The organism is Companilactobacillus baiquanensis, assembly GCF_003946605.1.
Classification (GTDB): domain Bacteria; phylum Bacillota; class Bacilli; order Lactobacillales; family Lactobacillaceae; genus Companilactobacillus; species Companilactobacillus baiquanensis.
In genome coordinates, this window is the sequence record NZ_RHOQ01000001.1 from 26,020 (window position 1) to 49,984 (window position 23,965).

Annotated in this window: 22 protein-coding genes; 15 read left to right on the forward strand and 7 right to left on the reverse strand. The window is 34.4% G+C overall.

The genetic code is table 11. From position 1 onward, the window contains the following. Both EKM77_RS00125 and EKM77_RS00130 read left to right on the forward strand, forming a co-directional pair. Positions 1-2,385: an ATP-binding protein gene (locus EKM77_RS00125; RefSeq protein WP_164507675.1), complete on the forward strand. Its 2,385-nt coding sequence runs from the start codon at positions 1-3 to the stop codon at positions 2,383-2,385. Further along, entirely contained in the window at positions 2,378-3,310 is a 933-nt protein-coding gene (locus EKM77_RS00130) for a 3'-5' exoribonuclease YhaM family protein (RefSeq protein ID WP_125591435.1), read from the forward strand. The genes EKM77_RS00125 and EKM77_RS00130 overlap by 8 nt, the downstream gene beginning before the upstream one ends. Positions 3,311-3,351: 41 nt before the next feature. Here EKM77_RS00130 and EKM77_RS00135 read toward each other — a convergent pair whose 3' ends face one another. The 4 genes from EKM77_RS00135 to EKM77_RS00150 form a co-directional block, all read right to left on the reverse strand. Further along, the gene (locus EKM77_RS00135; RefSeq protein ID WP_125591437.1) at positions 3,352-4,008 is read right to left on the reverse strand and encodes an HAD hydrolase-like protein; all 657 of its coding nucleotides are present in this window, start codon (positions 4,006-4,008) and stop codon (positions 3,352-3,354) included. Positions 4,009-4,127: 119 nt separating this feature from the next. Continuing rightward, positions 4,128-5,045, reverse strand: a complete 918-nt coding sequence (locus tag EKM77_RS00140; RefSeq protein ID WP_125591439.1) for a peptidylprolyl isomerase PrsA — start codon at positions 5,043-5,045, stop codon at positions 4,128-4,130. Positions 5,046-5,147: 102 nt separating this feature from the next. Continuing rightward, complete coding sequence (locus EKM77_RS00145) at positions 5,148-5,441, reverse strand: hypothetical protein (RefSeq protein WP_125591440.1); 294 nt, start codon at positions 5,439-5,441, stop codon at positions 5,148-5,150. Between the two features lie 3 nt (positions 5,442-5,444). Next, on the reverse strand, positions 5,445-5,873 hold the full coding sequence (locus EKM77_RS00150) for an HIT family protein (protein ID WP_125591442.1): 429 nt from the start codon (positions 5,871-5,873) through the stop codon (positions 5,445-5,447). A gap of 226 nt (positions 5,874-6,099) precedes the next feature. Between EKM77_RS00150 and EKM77_RS00155 the strand changes: the two genes are divergently transcribed. The 3 genes from EKM77_RS00155 to trmB are packed head-to-tail and all read left to right on the forward strand — an operon-like array spanning position 6,100 to position 8,708. Further along, the gene (locus EKM77_RS00155; protein ID WP_125591444.1) at positions 6,100-6,831 is read left to right on the forward strand and encodes an ABC transporter ATP-binding protein; all 732 of its coding nucleotides are present in this window, start codon (positions 6,100-6,102) and stop codon (positions 6,829-6,831) included. Next, entirely contained in the window at positions 6,831-8,045 is a 1,215-nt protein-coding gene (locus EKM77_RS00160; RefSeq protein WP_125591446.1) for an ABC transporter permease, read from the forward strand. The genes EKM77_RS00155 and EKM77_RS00160 overlap by 1 nt, the downstream gene beginning before the upstream one ends. 21 nt (positions 8,046-8,066) lie before the next feature. Continuing rightward, positions 8,067-8,708, forward strand: coding sequence for a tRNA (guanosine(46)-N7)-methyltransferase TrmB (gene trmB / locus EKM77_RS00165; protein WP_125591448.1), 642 nt, complete (start codon positions 8,067-8,069; stop codon positions 8,706-8,708). 5 nt (positions 8,709-8,713) lie between these two features. Here the strand turns inward: trmB and EKM77_RS00170 are convergent, their stop codons facing one another. Beyond that, the gene (locus EKM77_RS00170; protein WP_125591451.1) at positions 8,714-9,028 is read right to left on the reverse strand and encodes a hypothetical protein; all 315 of its coding nucleotides are present in this window, start codon (positions 9,026-9,028) and stop codon (positions 8,714-8,716) included. A 125-nt stretch (positions 9,029-9,153) separates the two neighbouring features. On the opposite strand from EKM77_RS00170, the gene EKM77_RS00175 reads away from it, so the two are divergent. From EKM77_RS00175 to EKM77_RS00205, 8 genes are all read left to right on the forward strand, one after another. After that, positions 9,154-9,480 (forward strand): thioredoxin family protein, encoded by a 327-nt coding sequence (locus tag EKM77_RS00175; RefSeq protein WP_125591453.1) that lies wholly within the window; start codon positions 9,154-9,156, stop codon positions 9,478-9,480. A gap of 18 nt (positions 9,481-9,498) precedes the next feature. Next, positions 9,499-10,131: a YtpR family tRNA-binding protein gene (ytpR, locus tag EKM77_RS00180; protein WP_125591454.1), complete on the forward strand. Its 633-nt coding sequence runs from the start codon at positions 9,499-9,501 to the stop codon at positions 10,129-10,131. A gap of 10 nt (positions 10,132-10,141) precedes the next feature. Then, the gene (murC, locus tag EKM77_RS00185) at positions 10,142-11,473 is read left to right on the forward strand and encodes a UDP-N-acetylmuramate--L-alanine ligase (RefSeq protein ID WP_125591456.1); all 1,332 of its coding nucleotides are present in this window, start codon (positions 10,142-10,144) and stop codon (positions 11,471-11,473) included. A gap of 156 nt (positions 11,474-11,629) precedes the next feature. Beyond that, complete coding sequence (locus EKM77_RS00190) at positions 11,630-13,354, forward strand: hypothetical protein (protein WP_125591458.1); 1,725 nt, start codon at positions 11,630-11,632, stop codon at positions 13,352-13,354. 2 nt (positions 13,355-13,356) lie between these two features. After that, positions 13,357-13,530, forward strand: a complete 174-nt coding sequence (locus EKM77_RS10920; protein WP_164507676.1) for a hypothetical protein — start codon at positions 13,357-13,359, stop codon at positions 13,528-13,530. Next, positions 13,530-13,973, forward strand: coding sequence for a hypothetical protein (locus EKM77_RS00195; protein ID WP_125591460.1), 444 nt, complete (start codon positions 13,530-13,532; stop codon positions 13,971-13,973). The genes EKM77_RS10920 and EKM77_RS00195 overlap by 1 nt, the downstream gene beginning before the upstream one ends. A gap of 14 nt (positions 13,974-13,987) precedes the next feature. Then, on the forward strand, positions 13,988-15,556 hold the full coding sequence (locus EKM77_RS00200) for an AAA family ATPase (protein ID WP_125591462.1): 1,569 nt from the start codon (positions 13,988-13,990) through the stop codon (positions 15,554-15,556). Between the two features lie 20 nt (positions 15,557-15,576). Next, complete coding sequence (locus EKM77_RS00205) at positions 15,577-16,038, forward strand: hypothetical protein (RefSeq protein WP_225425156.1); 462 nt, start codon at positions 15,577-15,579, stop codon at positions 16,036-16,038. Between the two features lie 49 nt (positions 16,039-16,087). On the opposite strand, the gene EKM77_RS00210 is transcribed toward EKM77_RS00205, so the two are convergent. Both EKM77_RS00210 and EKM77_RS00215 read right to left on the reverse strand, forming a co-directional pair. Then, a complete protein-coding gene (locus EKM77_RS00210) occupies positions 16,088-19,678 on the reverse strand; it encodes an SLAP domain-containing protein (protein WP_125591467.1) in 3,591 nt (1,196 codons plus the stop codon). Positions 19,679-19,922: 244 nt separating this feature from the next. Next, positions 19,923-21,110: a hypothetical protein gene (locus tag EKM77_RS00215; RefSeq protein WP_125591468.1), complete on the reverse strand. Its 1,188-nt coding sequence runs from the start codon at positions 21,108-21,110 to the stop codon at positions 19,923-19,925. 233 nt (positions 21,111-21,343) lie between these two features. Here EKM77_RS00215 and EKM77_RS00220 point away from each other — a divergent pair, with 233 nt between their 5' ends. Beyond that, complete coding sequence (locus tag EKM77_RS00220; protein WP_125591470.1) at positions 21,344-22,540, forward strand: metal-dependent hydrolase family protein; 1,197 nt, start codon at positions 21,344-21,346, stop codon at positions 22,538-22,540. A gap of 193 nt (positions 22,541-22,733) precedes the next feature. Then, complete coding sequence (locus EKM77_RS00225) at positions 22,734-23,885, forward strand: multidrug effflux MFS transporter (protein ID WP_125591472.1); 1,152 nt, start codon at positions 22,734-22,736, stop codon at positions 23,883-23,885. Positions 23,886-23,965: the final 80 nt, after the last annotated feature.

Sequence of the window (23,965 nt, forward strand, 5' to 3'; positions counted from 1 at the left end):
TTGAAATTAACAAAGGTAAAAATATATGGATTCGGTAAATGGATCGACCAAGAATTTGATATTGCTACCGATTATCAAATTATTTTTGGTCCAAATGAAGCTGGAAAAACAACACTTTTGACTTTCATAAAAAGCATCCTTTTTGGCTTTGCTACTAATCGTGGTGAAAATAAGTATCAACAATATAAACCAAAGCATGCAAGTAGATATGGTGGAGAATTGGAATTTTTTGACGGCAATTCTACTTGGACTGTGATTAGAGTTGATGGTAAATCGGGTGGTGATTTAACCTTATTTAGGGATGATCAGCAAGTCCCAGAATCTTTAATAACACAAATTACCGGTGGATTTAGTAAAGAAGAGTACGAGAATACACATGTTTTAAATGATGAAAGTATTTTCTCGATTTATAAAATGACTGAAGATCAGTTGGAAACTGAAATAATGTCAGTTGGAGCGGTTGGAAGTAAGGATTGGCTGGCAGTAGCTGATAATTTAGAAAATGATAGCGAACAAGTATATAAAAGCCGTGGGAAAAAACAGCCTTTAGTGCAAGCTTTAGTTCAAAATCAAAAACTTCTACAAAAAAAGGCCAGTTTTGAAAATCAACAAGCAGCATATAATGCTGTTAATGAACAACTGGACTCGACTAATGAGACTTCAAAAGAAAATCAATTGGTGCATCAAAAAGCTGTAAAAGAACAAACTGATTTGTTAAATCTATCTAAAAAATGGTCTAGATTTCAAGAATATCAACACCTTTCAATAAGTGACACGAATCTATCGAATCCAATTTCAACACAGGATTGGGAGCAGGCACTTAGACTTGATCAGGAATTAAAGACTATAAATAATAGCCAGCAGACAAGTGATCTAACCGCTAATGAGCAGACATATTTACAATTTTATTCAGCAAATAAATTTGAGTTAGATAATATTAAAAATCATAAGAGTGATATACAACAAATTAAATTTCAAATAGATAATTTAAATCGATCGTTGAATAACAACGATAATCAAATTGACCAATTGTTTGCTAAAAGTCCGCAGTTAGATGAGAATATGCAAATATTAACGACTGATGAATTAGATAGTTTAAAATCAACTAAGAAAGCTTTAAATACACCGTTGTTAGCGATTTCTGCCGCAGCATTATTATTGACCTTTTTTATGTCGGGTATACTTCGTGTTGCAGCGGGGATAATTTTTTTGATCAGTATAATTTCAGCCATTTATCAACAAAAATCTCTTACAACACCAATTGATTCACAGAATTTTTTAAATAAAAAAGGTTATTCAAACATTTCAATTGAAACTGTTAAAAATTTGCAACCCAGTTTGATCCAATTACAACAATTGCATAGAGAACAAAATTCATTAGAGAAAAATCTTCAGCAACAAGAATTTCAATTGGACACTTGGGAAAATAAACTGCAAAAACTTAATCTGATCGATAATTCGCAAGATCCAATAGTTAATATTGATAATTACTTTAATGAATTGAGTCGTATTCAAGCTAAATTCAATGTTATAAATTCAAACAGTTCAAAAGATGAGCAAATTCAAACTTTGCAACAAACTTTAAGCCGTATTTTTAATAAGTATCAAGTTGCCAATATGGATACATTAACCAAATTACATTCTGATCAGCAAAATAAACGTAATTTAGTTAATCAGTTAAGAGCTGATAAAGAATATTTAGGCAGTGATTTTAATAAACTGATGGAATTTAAAAATTTTGAGGAACTTTCTAATAGGATTGCTTTACTTGATAAAAAGGTGAAAGATTTAGCACAGACAAATGATCAGTTAAATCGTCAATTAGGTACGTTAAAAGCTAAAAAAGATCAAATTTTTGACGATAAAGAATATCGACAAGTTGTTGATGAACTAACTCAAAATGAAGCTGATCTAGTTGAATGGTATGATGAATGGCTGGCAGATAAATTGGCTAGTAATTGGATTCATGAAATGTTAAATCTCGCTAGTGAAAATCGTTATCCTAAAATGTTAGAAACTGCCAAGAGATATTTTAAATTGCTGACAACTGAAAATTATATAAATATCGAATTACAAGATAATAAATTACTGTTAACTAATCGAAATAAGACTAAGTTTGATGTTCACGAGTTATCTAAAGCTACCACGGTTCAGTTATATCTTTCACTAAGACTAGCTTTCATCAAAGAAATATCCGATATAGTGAATTTACCGATCTTGATCGATGATGCTTTTGTTGACTTTGATAGTAAGAGAACGGAAAATATAATAGAATTAGTAAAAGATATTTCAAAAACGAATCAAATAATTTATGTTACAGCTAAAAAAACAATTGAAATGGATAATAAACATATTTTGGATTTAAAGGAGGAAGATCATGCCTAAGATCATTGATTATAAAAACGGCGAACAGATGAGTTTAGAAGCAATTATAAAGAAATCTGATTATCGTTTAGCAAAAAACGGGAAAAACTTTTTATCATTAGTATTTGAAGATAAATCAGGTCAAATACCAGGTAAATTTTGGGATGCCAGTGAAGATGATGCCAAGAGGTTTCGAGTAGGTACAGTCGTCCAATTAGACGGAAAAAGAGATGTTTATCAAGGTAAACCTCAAGTTATTATCAATCACTTAGGACCTTTGGACCCTAATACGGTTGATATGTCACAGTTCATTCAGACTGCACCAATAAAACGGGCAGATATGGAAAATGAATTTGAAGATATTTTTCTTGAAATCACCAATGGAGCTTGGAACAGAGTAGTCAGATATTTATTTAAAAAATATCATAACCAATTTTTTACTAGTGCAGCAGCTAAAGTTAATCATCATGATTTTCAAGGCGGGTTAGCATTCCATACACTTAGCATGGTTCATTTGGCTGAAAAAATTGCGGATCAGTATCCTCAAATAGATAAAGCCTTATTGATTGCTGGCACTTGTTTGCATGATTTAGGTAAAACGATTGAATTATCAGGCACCTTAGATGTTGAGTATACTTTTGAAGGAAATATGTTAGGCCACATTACTATTATTGATGAAGAAATCGTCAAAGCCGCCCAAGAGTTGAAAATAGACTTGGATTCACAAGATATGGTTATGCTTCGCCATATGGTCTTGTCACACCACGGACTGTTAGAATACGGATCACCAGAACGTCCAAAATTGCTGGAAGCCGAAGTTCTACATGATATTGATGTTTTAGATGCATCAATTAATATGATAAGTAAAGCACTCGATAAAACAGAAGAAGGTAAGTTCTCTGAAAGAATCTTTGGAATGGATAATCGAGCATTTTATAAGCACTAGCAAACAAGCGAAGTAATCCGATTTTGGACTACTTCGCTTGTTTATTTCAATATTGGCAATATTTCATCTAACTTGGTTACTTCATAAGTGGGTCGAGCACTTCCGTAAGGCTTTTCTTGAAAACGATTGACCCAAATTGACTTCCATTCCATCTGTTCGCAGGGGACAATATCGTAATCATATCCTTGAGCAATATGGATATGATTTTTTTGTGTAAAGTTGTAGTGTTCTTGAACTGCTTTAAAGAAATGCAGATCTGGTTTATGAGCATGCACATCTTCTGCTGTCCAAACATCAAAGGGTACCTTTAGAGCATCAGAATTGTTTTTCATTAAACTCCAGGCAGAATTGGACATTATGATCAATTTGTAGTCCATCTCTAAGAATTCTTTTAAGGTTGAAATAACTTCAGGAAACGGTTTTAAATTACGATGTGCTTCTAAAATATCAACATAGTATTCTTCAAATTTATGATTCAAATTAAATTGATAGTCTAAATTGATCAAATTATTTCTAGTAAACAGATCATAATCCACATATGGATGAACGTTACTAGGATCTTCGCGGTATTCAATAAATTTTTTCAGAGCTTGTTTGCCATCGACACCAATTTCATTGCCAATTTGTTCAACTTTTTTGTAAAGAATATCTTCGTTTAATAAGGTTCCGTAACAATCAAAAGTTAAATACTTATCCATTTCTTTTTCCTCACAGTCAACTTATATATCGATACAAGCTGATTGTATCATTTTGTGAATAATTTAACTATCCAAGTATTAAAAAAAGCAACCATCAAAAGATGATTGCTTAATCGTAATTATTTACTTGATGAAGAACTTGATGATGATGATGAGCCTGAAACATATCCTGAAAGAATATCTTTAAGATCATTATCCTTGATTGAAACATCAGCCTTCTTCAAGACTTTAGAAATAACTTTTTGCATAACGGTTGAATCTTGCATCCATTCTGCATAGATCTTAGATTTCAATAGAGCCTTGTGGTCAGCAAGTTTACCCTTAGCAGGTTTCTTAACTAACTTGATTACTGAGTAACCATAACTTGTCTTAACTGGTTCTGATGTAACATCGCCAACTTTATCAAGTTTGTATGCGGCTGTCTTGAAGTCTGAATCAATTGTTGTACTGTCTTTATCAAATGCTGCCATCTTACCACCATTATTCTTTGTGGCAGAATCAGTTGAGTATTCTTTAGCTAAATCAGCGAACTTCTCACCGTTATTAAGTTTATCAATAACTTCTTGAGCAGTAGCCTTCTTCTTAACTAAGACTTGAGCAACAGTGATTTTTGGTTGATATGATTTCCATTCACTCTTAAGTTTCTTATCAGAGATCTTCTTGTTATCCTTCAAAGCAACTTTTGTAAGAAGGTTAGTACGGATATTCTTCTTAAATTGTTTTGTTGTCATACCATTTTGTTGAAGAATTGAACTGAATGAAGAACCATATTGTGACTTGTATTTGTTATATTCTTTAGTAACTTGTTTGTCACTAACTTTTTTACCATATTGTTCTTCAAGAGCCTTAGAGATGATCATTGTTTGAAGTGTTTGCTTACCAGAAGAAGAACTCTTCATTTCATCGTAATATTCTTGTTGAGTAATTCTTCCACCCTTCATAGAAGCAACGGTCTTGTTACCAGAACAACCAGCAACAACGGTTATCATTAGAAGACCAGCAATTGCTAAGATCCACTTAGTAAATCGTTTATTCATCCTTTACACATCCTTATTTAATATGTCTACAATTGAAGAGAATACCATAAAAAGGCAACTTAAGCCTGACAATTCGGGAAAAATTCATAAAAACTTCATAAATTATCCATTTATGCTCTTAAATTCATCAAGATTGTCTTGCATCTTAGAAATTGTCGATTGTATATTCTCAACATCAGGTTGTATATCGCTAGTATAATCCGAAAAGTCTTTTTGGAGGTCTTTAACGACTCCAGGAACAACTTTGACATTATTCGAAAGTTCTGTCAGCGATTCTTTAATTATTTTGATGTTCTTTAGGACTTTATTAGCGTCTTTAGTTAAAGAACCCTTTTGGTAATAATTTAATGCTACACCGGAAATGGTTCCAATAATAAAACCAGTAGCAAACTTCATAAATTAGCCCTCCAAGTTTTTCTTGATAGCATCGGCACGTTCTTGTAGTTGTTCATTTGATGCAAGTCCAGTGTTATCTGCCCATTTCATTGAAAAACCATCTTGATCAGAATATCTAGGTACTAAATGAATATGTGAGTGCATAACACTTTGGTAGGCGATCTCACCATTATTCAAACAGATATTCATACCAATGATATCTGGATTTGATTCTTTGATAGCACGAGCAATCATAGGAACCTTCTTGAAAACACGTTGAGCAAGATCTTCATCATATTCAAAGATATTTTTAACGTGCTTCTTAGGTACTATTAATGTATGTCCAGGAGTTACTTGAGAAATATCAAAGAAAGCTTTGATATCGTCGTCCTCATAAATAGTAGTATTTGGAATTTCGTTCTTGATTATTTTACAAAAGATACAATCGTCCATAAAAATCTCCTTTCAAAAACAGTATATTTATTATAATGCTATCATAATTGATTGCATCAGTTTACACAATTTCTATCTAAAAATGAATTTAGCTTTAATTGACCAATCAACAATAATGTAATTGATTAGCGCTTGGGTTATAATATTAATAAGTATAAGCACAGTTCAAAGTCATGTCGGCTTAGAATTGTGCTTTTGTAATTAAAACAGGTATAGGTGGTTATCTATGACTCTAGAACTTAAAGAATTGACCGGAGGTTACGGTCAAGTATCAGTCTTAAAAAAAGAAACTTTTACGGTTGAGGATGGTCAAGTTGTTGGATTGATTGGACTCAATGGTGCCGGAAAGTCGACAACTATTAAACATATTATTGGATTGCTTACTCCTCGTGGCGGTCAGATCCTTATTGACGGCTTGAGTTTGCAAGATAACGTTGAAGAATATCGCAAAAAAATTGCCTATGTTCCAGAAATGCCGATCCTTTATTCGGAATTAACTTTAAAGGAACATATCGACTTAACTATTATGGCTTATGATCTGGATCATGATAAGACTTGGGCAAAGGCGCATGAACTTTTGAAAACATTCAGACTTGATAATAAATTGGATTGGTTCCCACAAAACTTTTCAAAAGGTATGAAGCAAAAAGTCATGATCGTTTGTGCTTTTATGACTGATGCCAGATTGTTTATTATTGATGAACCGTTCACAGGACTAGATCCATTAGCAGTTAATGATTTATTGAATATTGTCGAAGAAAAGAAACAAAAAGGTTGTTCAGTATTGATGTCTACTCACGTTTTAGCAACCGTTCAAGATCACGCGGACAAGTTTATTCTATTAAATCACGGACAAGTCAGAGCTGATGGTACTTTAGATGAACTAAAGGAGAAGTTTGACATGCAAAATGGTAACTTGGATGATATTTATATCAAGATGTCAAACGAAGATCAGTAATGACAAAGTTGTGGAAAGAAAGATTAAGAAGACATCAGCTTGATCAATTCAAATATTTACGTTTGATATTTAATGATAATTTTGTTTTAGCATTCATTGTTTTAATTGGTGCATTAGGATTTTGGTACTCTAATTTTCTCGACACTATTAATCAAGTCAACGTTTTTGGAAAACCAGTAGTAATAATTCTTTTTTGGTTGATTGCTCAATCTGGTAGTGTTGCTACTTTATTGGAAGAACCCGACAGTACCTTTTTATTAGTAAAAGAAAAAGATTTTTATGAATATTTTCAAGCGGCCAAAAATTACAGCAGTATGTTGCCAGTTGTAACGATTGCTTTAGTAGGATTTTTAATGTCGCCATTTGCCTTTAAAGCTGCAGGTTTGTCGGTATTATCGATCGTCATGCTGACCTTGGGTGTTGTAGTTTATAAATTCGGTATGCTGAATTTTGAAGTCTTTGGTATTTACGGTAAGGACAATTTTAAAGGTTTATCTGCCAAAAATTGGATAAATCTGATTTTAATTGCTTTATTAATTTTAGCGGTCTATCTGAATAGTTTTATTTTATTGATAGGTGCCATAGTTTTACTTGGTATCGCGATCTCAAGAAGTAAACAGATCTGTGGATCTGGACAGCTTCAATGGCAAAATGCAATTGCTAAAGAGAATCAGAGAATGTTTAGGATTAAACGTTTTTATAATTTATTTACCGATGTTCCTGGTGTTAATAGTAAAATCAGACGTCGTAAGTGGTTAGATTTCCTATTTAAAGGGATCAAACAAGAACAGAGCAATACATATCTTTATCTATTTGCTCGTGGTTTTGTTAGAAATAACGAATATATCGGATTATTCTTTAGGTTAACAGTGATTCAGGCAATCATGCTATGTTTGATCGATAATTTTTATATTTCGTTAATTGTCGAGATGCTATTCATTTACTTAGTAGGATTCCAATTAAAGCCCTACTTTAAAGAAACCATGCAAAATTTGATGCAGCGGATCTATCCTGTTAAACAGACTGATAAAATCAAAGATTTTACTAAGTTAAGTACATTTGTACTGTTTGTCCAATGGATCATCAGTGCCTTTGCAATTTTGTATAAGTTCAGTTTCAGTATGAATAGTTTGATAATTATCGCAGCAGGTCTTTTAGTATTAGTATTTGTGGGATATTTTTATATTCCCAGACAGCTTAAAAAAATATTTTAATAGTGGAGTGTATTTAGATTTATGAGATTAAGAAACAAACCTTGGGCCAAAGATATGATCAATGACAATTTAGATTTGATTTCGGTTCAACCAGAGAATATGCAAGGTAAGTGGCAAGATAGATTTGAAAAGAAACAGCCGCTTTATCTTGAGTTAGGTTCAGGTAAGGGAGCATTTATCACTGAACTGGCAAAAAGAAACCCTCAAAATAACTATATTGCCATGGAAGTTCAAGAGGGTGCTATTGCTTTGATTTTGAAGAAACAAGTTGAGAATAAATTGCCTAACTTACAATTATTATTAGCCAATGGATCAAACTTATCTGATTTATTTGCTGAAAATGAGATCAAAGGTCTCTACCTTAATTTTTCTGATCCTTGGCCAAAGACACGTCATGTAAAAAGAAGATTAACTTACAAATCATTTTTAGAACAATATAAGTACGTGCTTGAAGATGATGGAAATATCGAATTTAAGACGGATAATCAAGGATTATTCGAGTATTCTTTAGTAAGCATGAATAATTTTGGTATGAAGTTTGATGAATTGTCATTAGATCTGCATAATGATGAGGCTTTAAATGAGAACAATATTCAGACTGAATATGAAGAAAAGTTCTCAAAAAAAGGCTTCAGGATAAATTACCTGAAAGCCTCGTTTTAAATTAATTATTGTACTTTTTTAATGTTTAGTAATTCGCCAGATACAGCGTCAGCGATAAAGTGGTATTGAGCAACATCGAATTCGTCCATAGTTGTTACGCCACCAACGATTCCCCATGAGGATTGTCCGTTAACATCGACACGTTGGTAGAATGGCTCAACCCATGAACCAATTACTTTGCTGTCTTCGCCAAGAACTGATTTAACTTTATCAATAATTTTCGCACTATCTAAATGATGTTTTACTAGAACAGTAGTAGCGGCACTAGCTACAAGCACAGCACCACAAGCAATTAAAGAACCGAAACCTTTTTTACTCATTTGAATCACTCCTTGATGTTTTATTAACCATATATTAACACTATTATATATTATTCTACTAGCCAAGGACATTTAATTGACCGAATTAGAAATAAAAAGTATCTTAATTACGAGAGGTGAATGATATGAAAGAATTTGAGGACTATGGAGTTAAAGATTGGCATGAAGTAACAAAAGAAGGCAAGTTTATTTTATTCTTCCACGCTGACTGGTGCCCAGACTGTAAATTTATCGAGCCTAAACTACCAGAGCTAGAAAAAGAATATTCTGATTTCGATTGGATCAGTTTTAATCGTGATAATAATATGGATATTGCCAGAGAATTAGATATTATGGGAATTCCTAGCTTTGTTATTATTGAAAATGGTCAAGAAATTGGTAGACTAGTAAATAAAGATCGTAAAACTAAAGAAGAAGTTGAGACCTTTATTAATTCAGTAGTAAATAAATAATAGTTGAGTGAGGAAATAATGTTATTAAGCTTTTATAACCCTGATGTCCTAGGTGACATTTTGATTGTGGAACTAGCAGATGATGCTGGTGTTAGTCAATCAAGCGAAAATAAGAATAATGTTGTAAGAATTTTTAATGATGAAACAAATGAAGCCATCGGCTTCAATTTTTTTGGTCTAGGTAAAAAGCTTAATTTGACCGAAAAGGGTCAAGTATTTTTGGATGACGACCAAGTTTCAATTTTAAATGATGCAATTGCAAATTCAGGCTTTAGCGACCAGTTAGTTGCTGACAATAGTCCAAAATTTGTGATCGGTCATGTTGAGGAAATGAAGGAACATCCTGATTCTGATCATTTACATATTACCCAAACAGATGTTGGACTCGACAAGCCTGTTCAAATCGTTTGTGGAGCTTCAAATATCGATCAAGGCCAATTAGTAGTAGTCGCTTTGCCAGGGGCTGTAATGCCAACTGGTACAGAAATATGGCCAGGTCAATTGCGTGGCGTAGATAGTTTTGGGATGATTTGTTCCGCTAGAGAACTGGGCATTCCTAATGCTCCACAAAAGCGCGGTATTTTAGTATTAGATTCAGGTAATGCTGGAGAAGCATTTGATTTTGATAAAGCAGCAAAAATGTTCGATTAGGAGTTATTTTATGGAAAATACAGTCTATCATTTCGTTGGTATTAAAGGTACAGGAATGAGTGCACTAGCACTTATTTTGAAAGATTTAGGATATACAGTTCAAGGTTCAGATATTGATAAATATACATTTACTCAAAGAGGCCTTGAAAAAGCGGGCATTAAGATTTTACCTTTTGATGAGAAAAATATTCATGAAGGTTTAACTATTGTTAAAGGTAACGCCTTTGATGATGATCAAGTAGAAATTAAAAAAGCCAATGACATGCATTTGCCAGTTGTCACATACCCACAAATGGTTGGTAAATTAGTTTCAGAATATACATCTATTGGTATTGCTGGATCTCACGGTAAAACTAGTACGACCGGATTATTGGCACATACACTAAGTGGTATTGCTAAGACGTCATATTTAATTGGTGATGGTTCGGGTAAAGGTGTTAAAGATGCTAAATTCTTTGTTTTTGAAGCTGATGAATATCGTCGTCACTTCTTAGACTATTCACCTGACTATTTGATCATTACAAATATTGATTTTGACCATCCAGATTACTTCTTTGGTGGGATCAATGATGTTGTCGATGCTTTTGAATCAGAAGCACGTAAGACTAAAAAAGGTATTTTCATTTGGGGCGAGGATAAGCACGCTAAGTCGATCAAGACGGACGTTCCTATCTATTATTATGGTCTAAATGAAACTGATGATATTCGTGCAACTAATATCAAACGTACTGTCAAAGGATCTTCATTTGACGTTTCTATCAAGGGTGAAAATATTGGTAATTTTGAAGTTCCATTGTATGGTGAACATAATGTATTGAATTCACTTGCAGTTATTGGCGTTGGTCACATGGAACATCTTGACCATGCTTTGATCAATAAGGAATTGCAAACTTTCAGTGGTGTTAAGAGACGTTTCAGTGAAAAGAAAGTCGCTGATATGGTTATTATCGATGACTATGCTCATCACCCACAAGAAATCAAAGCCACAATTGATGCCGCTAGACAAAAATATCCAGACCGCGAAGTAGTAGCTGTTTTCCAACCACATACTTATACAAGAACACTTGCATTAATGGATGATTTTGCTAAATCGCTAGATCTTGCCGATGATGTTTATTTAACAAATATCTTTGGATCCATTCGTGAAAAACATGGTGATATTACAAGTAAAGATTTAGGTGATAAGATCCATAAAGGTGGACAAGTTCTTAAACTAGAAGATATGTCACCATTATTGGACTACCATAATGCTGTTATTATTTTCATGGGTGCAGGGGATGTTCAAAAGTACGAGACTGCTTATGAACAAGTTTTGAGTAATTTGAATCCTAATCAACAATAAAATTTAGAATTAAAGGTGTATCAGATAAAATCTGATACACCTTTTTTTTATTTCAAACAAAAATATTTATATACGGAAAAATTAATGACAACGGTAGTTGCACTTGAGTATAATGTTATTGTTATAAGGAATTTTATAGGAATAGGGAGAAAACTAATGACAGAGGCGATTCAAGAAGCAGACCTTAGAACAATTGAGAGAAATTTGAGTGTTTTGGCTAATAATATAGGAAATGTTGATGCTAATGTTCAAGATGTTGATAATAAAGTCGCATCAGTACAAAGTGAAATTTTGACTTTGAGACGACAATTTAACAACTATGTGGAGCAACAAATGCTCAGTAATAATTTGAGTGTTTCAGAGACTAGAGTCGTTAAAATTAGACAAGAAATTGAAAAGAACTATGGTCATTATGATGAAATAAGAAGAACAACAGTTGGTATCCTGCAAGCAGATGATTTAGAAATAGTTCGAAAAGAAGTAATTACTTCTGCTAGTGAAAAAATGATGATTTCCGCTCCTGGATATTGGTTAGCACCTTGTTTGGTGGCATTGTCCGCATGGATAAACGATGATCATGAGTTAGCTGATAAAGCATTAAATGAAGCATTAAAGCGCGATAAACAAAAAACAGCATTGTTATTTGCATTAATATGTCGCAGAGCCAATCGAAAGAATGCTAGCCTTAAGTGGACTTCATATTATTTAAGAAGCCAAGATGAAACACAATTAGACCGAAACTCTATTATTATAATTGATGCTTTTGCTAATGGTTTATTAGGTGTTGATGCAGAAGGTACTGTATCCAATACCCTTGAACGTTGGTTAACTAACCTTGAAAATCGTCCGAACTTCACTCAACAGCAAGAAAAACAATGGGGTGAAGCTTTAGCCCTTTATAAACCTGATAAATTGAATAATCCGTATCCAATGTTGCAACAATATTCTTCAAACTGGGTAGATCTTGAGGATACCTTGAAAGGCGCGTATCTCCACCGAAACATTTTGGATTATTTTAAAGAAATATTCAGTAAAGTTGATTCAACTGAAAATACCAAAAAACAGTTAGATGAGATTTTAATGTCATTAGTTACCGGATTTGATAGTGAGGAACTTAAATATAAACGTGAGGAACGATTAAATGAACTTATCATTAAATATAGTGGTAATAAAGTAAGAGCTAATCAGGATATGAAGGTGGAGGATAAATCATATGTTGAAAGAAAGGATTTCTCTCAACTGTTGACTGATGCTGCTTTGATGAATGGCGGCAGTGGTGGTAGCTCCTCAACTCAAAAATTTGCCATTGCTCTATCAAAAGATTGGATCAAAGATGCTTATGGTGATTTAATTTTAAAAAACCGTAATCGAGTACCTGAAAAAGTTAAGTACACTGTAAATGGCTTTTCTGGTGTGACTGAAAACGGTGAGAATGAAATTGATAGTATAAATAATTATCAAACTGATGTTGAAGCTAAGAAACAAGTCGAATTAAATAAAAATAAAATAAGCAAAACTCGGTTTTATATTGGAGGAGTTTTGGGTGCAATAGGGATTATCCTTGCCTTATCTGGACACACAATTATAGGAGTTGTTTTGGCCTTATTTGGTGGTTATTGGGCTATTCATTCTAAACGAAAAATTGACATTATCGAAAAGAGAAAACAGGAAATAATTCAACAGTTTGAAGATCAGAAAAAAGATGGAGCTAATATAATTAGGCAAATTATGGCAGAAACCGTGGATATTAGGGATGAATTTGCGGTAGCAGATGCCGAATACAATAAAGTTATTGAGTTTTTAGATCAACTGACTCCACAACAATATGTACGTAATTTAAAAACTAGTACTCGTCACATTAATGTGAAAAGTGAGGCTTAATAATGGATAATAAAAATAATTCTGCATTTTCAACAATAGACGAAAATATCTTTAAACCAATTCAAACCTCGGATAATGAAAATTCAAAGACAGTGGAACACGAAGACGTATTTGCTAAAGGTCTACCTGACTGGGACCTAGTACCAGACAATATTTTAGTTAGGAGACATCAATAATGGCTAATATATCAACGTATCGTGAGTGGGTAGATTTATTAAAAAAATTTGATACTCATGAAAATGACGATCAAGTTTTAGAGATTGCAAAGAACGGTATACTAGTTTGGCAAACGGGTGTCGCAGATAGATTTATGAAACGTTTAACTACTGTAATTAATAAACGCATGACGGATTCAGTCAAAACTTTTGAAAAACAAATTAGTCATCCAGGTATACAGGAAGCTAATTTTGTTAAATCCGTTCATCAATTAAAAAAAGAGTTTGATACTATGAAATCCTTGGTTAATATAGAAGCAATTCCAACAGATCCAAGGCGAAAATTAATTGAGATGTTATACAATTCACGTAAAGATCTACAAAGTAACTTAGAAGAATCAGCAGAGGCTGATAAAAGTGGAAAATTATCTAGTTTAGTAAGAAATAATAGAGTGGATAATTAAGGAGGAAAACTTTTTTGAGCGGAATAAAAGAGGCTAAAGACTTATTAACGAGATATTCCATCGCTAGAATACCGTTCATTGCGTTGAATACGATCGAGAGATCAAGAGCGTTAGATTTACTAAAATCGATTTCTGAGGAATTAAATTTAGGCTTTTTAGTACATACCTTATCAAAAGGCACGTATAATATTGAAAATGACCAAGTAGTTAATGAAGATAAGTCAGTTTATGGTGCGATGGATTATATTGGTGAAGAGATGAAACATCGTCAAAATCTTACTTTGATTTTGACTGAAGTACCAGATATATCTAGCGGAAATGATGGTGCAAAGCAGATTCTTGATTTAGTTACGCTGGCTAATGAGTCAGGTGGAATGGTAATTACTTTAACGAATACAACTGTATGGAGTCAGTTACAGCGCTTGGGGATGGTTCTTAAACTGGATCTTCCTGATGAAAACGAAATGTACGATATTATTTCTGAATATATTGATGATTATCGTAGTGAGATCCCAATAGAATGGGATGATGAAGATGTTAAAGAAGCGGCAACATCATTAGTCGGTGTTACTAAAATAGAAACCGAAAATGTTATAGCTTCCCTTATTGCTAAGAAGTCGATTAAAAAAGATGATATTGATGAAATTAGAAAGTCCAAAGATAGATTATTTACCAATATATCCGGATTAGAAAAAATAACTGTTGATGATAGTGTCAAAGAAGTCGGTGGACTATCAGGTTTGCAACAGTGGTTAGCATCTAAAAAGAAATTATTAACACCTACTAAACATGCGGAGTTACGAAAACGTGGATTAAGACCTCCAAGAGGAATCCTGTTAGTCGGTGTTCCCGGTTGTGGGAAGTCTTTGTCTGCTAAATCAATTGCTGCTAATTGGAAGTTACCGTTATACAGATTAGATTTTGCAACGGTCCAAGGAAGTTACGTAGGCCAAACTGAACAACAATTAAAAGATGCACTTAATACAGCGGATCAAGTTTCACCGTGTGTATTATGGATCGATGAGATCGAAAAGGGATTATCAGGAGCTAGTTCAAGTAATGACGGCGGTGTGTCAACTAGAATGGTTGGACAATTTCTTTTCTGGCTTCAAGAAAGCAAGAAACAAGTTTTTGTTGTAGCAACGGCCAATGACGTTAGTAAACTACCTTCGGAATTATTAAGACGAGGACGTTTTGATGAGTTATTTTTCGTTGATTTACCAACTGCTGAAGAGAGAAGAGAGATTATTTCGCTTTATATGAAAAAATATCTCAAAGTTCAATTTGCCGGTCCGTTGTCTGATAATATCGTTGATATATCGAATGGTTTTACAGGTGCCGATTTAGAATCAGCTGTCCGTGATCTAGCGTATACAACGTTATCTGAAGATACTGATCTGTCAGAAAACTTAATTACGGAAACTTTTCAAAATGTGGTTCCCTTATCACAAACTAGTCCCGAAAAAATCGATGATATAAGAGAATGGGGTAAAAGTCGTGCTGTTCCCGCATCCGGTCGACCAATTGGAGCAGAGAAGAATGACTTAAATAAAGTTTCTAAAACTAGAAAGGTACTTTTGTAATGCCAAGAAGGTTACTCAATATGAGTTCTAATAGTTCCATGAATTTGTCTAGTAAGAAGAGGATAGATAATAATTCTAATACAGGAACTAAAACAGGCAGGGTTGCTAATATTTTACGAAAAAAACGTTCCAAAAAATATATGGATGCGCTTAGTAAATTAGATATTGGTGATGGTCGGTTAAATCAAGCAGAAATAGATCAAATCATTGCTACGATTCAAGGTGAATTTCCAGAAGTTAATTTAAATGGAATCCTAATGGGCTATATTTCTAAATGTTATTTAGGTGGTACTTATGAAGTTCACACGTTGACGTATGTTTTAGAAATATTAACTCATTATCATACTGGAGAAGTTTTACCGGATGGTATGGATCGCGCACGATCATTGGCGAAAAAGGGCATGTATGAATACATTGAAGTTTATTCTGATTGTTGTAGAGCAATTAGTAGAAATGGGGATGTTTCGGTTATAGATATATAAAAAAATAAGCTAAATTCCTATTTGGAATTTAGCTTATTTTTGTGTCTAATTAACGATTAATATCAACATCAGCTGCTTTAACAAATTCATTTGTTGAAACACGATAATATTGTTCACCGTTAATATTTGTAATACTATCAGTCTTCCAACTGCTGTTGGCACTTAATGATCTATTTGTAACTAGATCACCTTTAGCAGTGTACAGACTTGCATATGAACCAGCATGAGTTGTTACGACTGCGTCTATTGGAGTGTAAACATAAACATCTTTTTCGTTAACAAATTCATTAGTAGAAACACGATAGTGTTTTGTATTGTTGATTACATATGTTTGATGATCAGCAACCCAACTACTGTTTGGAGCAAGAGATCTGTTTTCAATCAAATCACTTTCAGCTTTGTAAAGTAGTTTAGCAGAATCATCATAAGCTCTGACATAAACATTAGGTGCAGTGTATGGATAAGCTTGGCTCATCTTAGCCCATTCATTTGTTGAAACACGATAGTATCCAACACCGTCAACTGTGATTACAGCATCACTTAACCAATCAGTTGCAGAAGCAAGTGAACGAGTTGTTGAAAGTGTCATCTTGCCATCTTCACCAAGTTGATAAAGTTGGACGGCAGGTTTGTCAGCGTATGTGGAGATTGTTTGGTTCTTGTACTCGATATCACCATTTTCAGGTGTATCTGGATCTGTTTCGCCTGAACTAGTTGGGATTGGTGTGTAAGTTAATGTACTTTGATCATCCACCTCTTTAGTTGGATCATTTGCGTAATTTAATGACGGTGTACCGTCTTCATTATTAAATGTAACAAGAACAGCAGGAGCTGTATATCCATTTATTGAATCAGGTGTAATTGTTATGGGATCATCACCATATTTATGAGAACCAGCGAGTATAGGAACTACTTGTGTACTACCATCAGGTTTTGTAAATGTGATAGAAATTGCTTTATTTGGTACACCTGTGTAAGTAGGTAATTTGTCACTAGTGATTTCAGAACCATCTAGATTAGTAACAGTTGCAGTCCCATCAGGATTGTAAGTAACTGATACTTCAGGAGCATCATAACCAGGTTTACTTTCAAGAGTTACTGGTTTAACAGTAGTACCAACTTCACCTTCAGGGACAGTTAGAGTAACAGGACCTTTATTTGTCTGAACGGTGACAGGGTCTGGTGTAATATTTTCACCATTAAGTTTAAGAGGGTCTTTAGTTGTACCAGTAGCTACATCTGCATCAGTATAAGTAGCGGTGTAATTACCCTGTTCATCAACAGAAATAGTAGCTTCAACCTCTTTAGGTTCGTATCCTTTTACGGAAACAGTGACCTTAGTAGGGGTACCGATTACAGCATCATCAGGAATTGTAACTGAAACTGGAGCGGAGATGGCGTTACCTGAAGCATCTGTACCTTGATCAGTAACGATAGTTACTTCGGAACCAGCTTTGACGGTTTTACCTGTGTAGGTAGGTAAGTTGTCACTAGTGATTTCAGAACCATCTAGATTAGTAACAGTTGCAGTCCCATCAGGATTGTAAGTAACTGATACTTCAGGAGCATCATAACCAGGTTTACTTTCAAGAGTTACTGGTTTAACAGTAGTACCAACTTCACCTTCAGGGACAGTTAGAGTAACAGGACCTTTATTTGTCTGAACAGTGACAGGGTCTGGTGTAATAGTGTCTCCCTCTAAAGTGATTTTTGAGTCTTCAGAAGCAACCACTGGTTCATCCGTGGAATTTTGGAATGTTACTTGAACTATAGAATCATCTGAAATGTGATATCCCGTTGGCAATTGTGCTGTTATCGTGGGATCACTCAAATCAACGTTAACGGTGTCGCCAACTAAATGATTGGTTGGATCAACTGTAATGGATATAGGGGTATTACTTTCATCGCTAGTATTTATTGTTACAGTTCCACCTGTAGCAGGAAGGGAATCATATGTTGCTTCTGGCAAAGCCGTGGCCATTGTTTGCCCAAATGTAAAACTAGCTGTTGTTGCGGTAGATGTTCTTGTGTAAGGGTTACCGTCTGCAAAAGTATACGTAGCTGGGATTTCTATAGTTCCGGTATCTCCAACTTTACCAGAAATATCCTGAACAATATCGCCTTTGTTAGTATGTAGGGTAACGTGGTTTACAACAGATGTCCCTGTTGCTAACTTATCAGTTGCATTTAATACTATTTTTACACTTTGACCATCTTGTTCCTTACTTGAGGATCCTTTAAAGACATCACCAAGACCATTTGATATTCCGGTTGCTGGGTTATCCTGTGGAACTCCATATAGGGATACAGACTTATCTTCCGTTGACCAAACGGTTCCTTCATTAGAAGTCAATAGTGTTTTGGGGTTAAAAGAAAGGATTGAACTTAATGTTAGTGAACTCAAGTTAGTTCCATCAAACATACCTTCACCAATTGATGAGTCACCTGTTTCAGCCCGGTCACTTTCAGAAACCGTCGATTTTGCCCATGCCCATGTGTACATATTAATTGTAGAAAGGGACACGTCATTTTTAAACATAGCTCTTAAATCTCTTTTACCTGGCACACTGCTGTCGGTATTAACAATCCAAGAATTGGTTCCTGAATTATCTGGATTTGGACTTAGTATGTCAGTTAATGAAGTACAATTAGCAAATGCATAACTTCCGTTAACAATTTTAGTGAAGCCAGTACCAATTCTATTAAAGTTTTTGTCAAGACCACCGAATTTGACCGTTATAAGACCAGTATCATTTTCAAACATATGGCTGATATTTGTGGCCATTTTAAATGAGTTTTGAGAAAAGTCAGGATTCGTTAAACTGATATCGTTTTTGAACATTCCTTCGGTACTTGCCACGTTGCTAGTGTCTAATTGACTCATATCAATAGAAGTAAGCTTAGGCATATTGGCAAATAAATAAGATGAATCAGTAGGCGCAGTTACGGCAGCAGTAACATTAATAGTAGTAATACTATTTAAATTATCAGTACCTCCCCAACCTTGGTAATCACTAGGGTTATCAGTGTCCAATTGACCATTAATTTCCAAAGTTTTACCATCTTCACTAATTAACCAACCAGTTCCGCTTGTTCTAGGACTAGTATTGTCACTTACTGGTTCGTCTTCAGCAACGGGTGCAGCTTCCGCACTAAATGCCTGTGCTTGTAGTTGTGGCTGTTGCTGTGTTGTTTCATTACCTGTATTAGTGGCATCAGTGCCACCATTTTCAACATTATTATTAGTTGGATCAGGTGTTGTTGATGTATCATCTGTTACTTGGTTAGTAGTATCGGCTGTATTAGCGGTATTTTCTGATGTTGCATCAGTATCTTTTGTTGTATCAGTAACATTTGTATTATTGCTATTTAATTGTGGCGTTTCTTTAGATCCGTCAGTTACAGGGGCTGCAGTTGTCGTTTGTGCCGACGTGGTCCCCGAACTGGAAGGGTCAGATGTTACGACTTCTTGTTGTACGGTGTCAGTTGTTGCAGCATTTGCAACGTAACTAGGAGCACCGAATAAGAATAATCCCCCTGCGATTGAAAGGCTGCTTACTACAACCCAATTTTTATTCGATTTAACCAATTTCTTTTTCATGACAGTATTTGGGTCATGATTTAGTTGTTGAAATCTCATGTTTTTTACCTCTATCCCTGATAATTGTCAAATTATGAATACCCTGTATGACATATTTAAATTATAATATTCATTCTTTGCTATATAATTCATTTATTGTAAGAGATGTTTTCTTAAAATGAGTATTTTTATGAAAGATTCATTTTATTAATTGGAAAAATCATGAAAATTGAATATCTAAATTTTGGCAAAAAAAATAAGTATTTCTTAAACTATATAAAATAGGAAAGAAATACTTTATTTTTTAAATTAGTTTCAAGAAAACCGAAGCAATAATTACTGATGCCATTGAAACTGTGGCGAAACCACCAACGAGCATTTTCGGTAACATATTTTGTGTTAAATATTCTTCTTCTTGATCGTTATCGGCAATGGTACGGCAAACTTCAGTTGTTAAAATAAAATCAGCCGGGAAGCCGAACAAGGCAGTAAGTGAACAAGCAAATGCCATTTGTTTACTCATACCAAAGGGTTTTGCTAGAAGATATGAAGCAACGAACATTCCAAAAATTCCCAAAGCAATTAAAACTAAGATTTGAACTAGTATGCCACCAATGATATCTGGTGTAGTTAAACTTAGTTGCGAGAATACGTAAGCCATTAATCCATAAATCAACCAATTGAAAACACCAGCTCGTGTTAAGGCGTTATCTTCTAGTAGTCCTAGTTGATGTGCTATAACACCTAAGATAAGGCAGATAACATTGGCGTTAATAACTCCATTCATCAATCCTGCTAACCAATTACCCAAAAGAGCAATCAAGGCGACACGTACGATAATGAAAACTGGAGATTGAAACTGTTCAGGCAAATTCAGAATATGTTTTTTAGTATCTAATGAATCAGCCATACCGGTGATTTTCGGTGCATTAGGATCGATGTGTCCTTTGCCACTCTTAAATTCATCTTTTAATCGTCGTCCTTCTTTTCGTAAAAGAATAGCGGTCATTGGGTAGCCAATAAATGAATGCAAGATAAACATTGAAACTGGTAGTGCGACTAATGTTGTTGCACCGGCTGCTTTTAAACCATCTGTCATCAAAAGTGTAGCAACCATACCACCTGTTAGTGGAGGAATGGCAGCAACAACTGTATGCCAGTCAAAAATCAATGTACCTACAGTAAGTGTTAGAACTAAAGTCCCCAAAACTCCTAATAGCGCAATACAAACTGCTTTCCATTGATTAATAAGTTCTTTTAAACTCATCAAAGTACCAAGGTGTACTAGTAATAGTGAAACCCCCATACCAGTGAAAGCGGTATTGAAAGATGCTTTTGCAACAATATCCTTAGGAATGATCGTCCAAAATCCAATAGCGAAAAGAACCGCCGTGATAAAGATAGATGGTATAAATGCTTTGGTGGCGGCTGAAATCCAGTCACCGATCAACATGAATACCATAACAATAGTGAATGCAATTAAGTATTCCATAAAATAGATCCCCCTTGAATATTAAGTAAAGAATAGGTCTAAATTTAATCTTTTCTAATCTTTATGTCAATGGAAAAATCGATAAAATGGGCAATATATGTCGATTTTGTTAATGTAAGTCACATGAAAGTATTAATTTTTTAATTTTAATTTGACAATAATTAGAAAGACTCTTAGAATTTGGAGTACATTTTAAAAAGTAAGGCGAAAACCTTCAATAAGGAGAGAATTTTATGACAACATTCACTAATTTTAATTTATTTAACGGAACCGATAACAAGATAGTTGAAAATAGCTATTTTACAGTTGATGATGGTGGAAAGATTACTGAAGTCGGTACAGGTACTCCAAATAGTGACGACGTTGTTGATCTTCATGGTAAATATGTTATGCCAGGTCTTATCAATGCCCATACCCATTTAATGATGGATCCTGATGACAGTGATAAGCTTGAATATTTATCAGAAACAGAAGTTACTTTCTTAGCTCTGAAAAATCTAAATACCTTATTACACGCAGGTGTTACATATATTAGAGATTGTGGTTGTGCCTTTAACACCGATATCAAGCTGGCAAAGATCCAAGCCGAAGGAAATTTGAAAGGGACTGAAATCTTACCATCAGGTCGTCCGATGACAATGACTGGTGGCCATGGTGATTTTACTGAAGGTTTAAACGGCGAAACTACTATGGGTCATTTAGTTGATTCACCAGATGCAATGAGAAAAGCAGTTCGTGAAAACTTCAAACTCGGTGCTAAAAATATTAAAGTTATGGCTACTGGTGGGGTTATGTCCTCAACTGACCAAGTTGATGATACTGAATTAACTGAAGGTGAAATGGCAGTTGCCGTTCAAGAAGCTCACACAAAACACATGACAGTTGCTTCACATGCTCAAGGTAATCGCGGTATTCAATTATCACTTGATGCTGGTGTCGATTCAATTGAACATGGTATCTATGTAGATGAAAAACAAGCTGAATTTATGAAGAAAAACAATGTTTACCTTGTTCCAACTTTGAATGCCTGTGCTGGAATTGATAAATACGGTGTTGGTAAGATCCCAGATTACATGATCAAGAAAAATGACATTGTTAAAGATGATTTCTTCAAGAATATTGGTATGGCTTTAAAGAAGGGTGTTAAAGTAGTTGTCGGAACAGATGCCGGAACTCCATTCAACAGTTTTGAGACAGGTACAACTGATGAATTAGCTCTATTAACAAGTATTGGCGCTACACCATATCAAGCACTTCTTGGTACAACTAAGTACGCTGCAGAATTACTTAGAATTACTGACGAATATGGCAGTCTTGAAGAAGGCAAGTTTGCGGACTTCCTAGTCTTAGACAACGATCCTTTGGAAAGTGTCGAAGCAGTAGCTCAAGCTGATAAGGCAATTTACAAAAAAGGCGAGTTAGTTAAATAGGAAACATTATTAAATAAGGACGGTAATCCGATTTTGGATTGCGGTCCTTATTTTGTGGGGGCTGTATATGCCGTCTCCGGAACTGGAAAAAATCACTGGCTGTGCGGAACGGTCAGAGCCTGAAAGGCTGTCTCTGACCTCGGTTTGAAGCCTTGCAAGTTCGGCAAGTCTCCAAAAAAGAGTACCATCATTATTGTTAATTATTGTTTTAGTAGGATTTCCACAAATAAGTGAATCCATTTTTACACCTGTATTGCCACAAATTAGTACGAATATGTTAGTCAGTGCCTCTAAAGCACAGTTGACTATGAGTATTTATTTTATTGCTTTTGCGTTGGGAGTATTTTTCTGGGGACAACTATCAGACAAAATAGGTCGTAGAAGTGCGATGCTTTCGGGTATTGTAGTTTATTTGGTCGGTAATATCGGTTTACTGATCAGTTTTAACTTTCAATTATTACTGTTAAGTAGATTTGTTCAAGCGTTTGGTGCAAGTGTTGGATCTGTTGTTACTCAAACCATTATGCGTGAAAGTTTTGATGGTATAGAAGGTGCTAAAGTGTTTTCTAAAGTAGGTGCAGCAATGGCGCTTTCTCCTGCTTTTGGCCCTTTGATAGGTGGAATCGTACAACAGTATTTAGGATATCGAAATGTATTCAGTACATTGGTAGTTATGGCTGTTTTAATATTGTTTTATAGTTTTTATCGTTTACCAGAGACACAAGTTATTACAAACACAGAAACAGTTTCAATTTTAAAAGTAACTAAACGACTTTTAACGGACTCTCGGGTTTGGTCGTATGGGATTCTGATAGGTGGTATCAATGGGATACTTTTTGGTTATTATTCCGAAGCACCATTTATATTTATGGATCATTTCGGTTTTACATCAGTACAATATGGAAGTTTGGGAATTGTTTTAGCACTAGCCAGTTTATTAGGTGCTTTTTTAGTTAACTATCTGGTTAATTACTTTAAATCAGAGATGATCTTAATATCTGGATTGGTCTTCAGTGTTATTTCTAGTGGCGTGTTGTTACTATTATTGTCATTTGACCAGTCGATTATTTTGATAATAGGATTTTTCTTAATATTTTTAGGATTAAATACTTCCTTGCCAATCGCGTTAAACTTAGCTTTGAAAGGTTATGAAGATGTCATTGGGACTGCTAGTGGAATTTTTAGTTTAGGTTATTATTTGATCGTCAGTCTTTTAACTTATGTGGTAAGTTTGATTCACAATGGAACGATTGCTTCTTTGCCAACTTTTATGTTTTTCATTAGTTTAATAATGCTAGTGGCTTGTGTTAATTTGCGTGTTAAAGCGGATCTGATCGAGGAATAATTTTGCTTTGACAAATTAATAATCTTGGCTTAGAGTAAAAGTCATTAAAATAATGTCTGTAACGGAGATATCGTTGAATA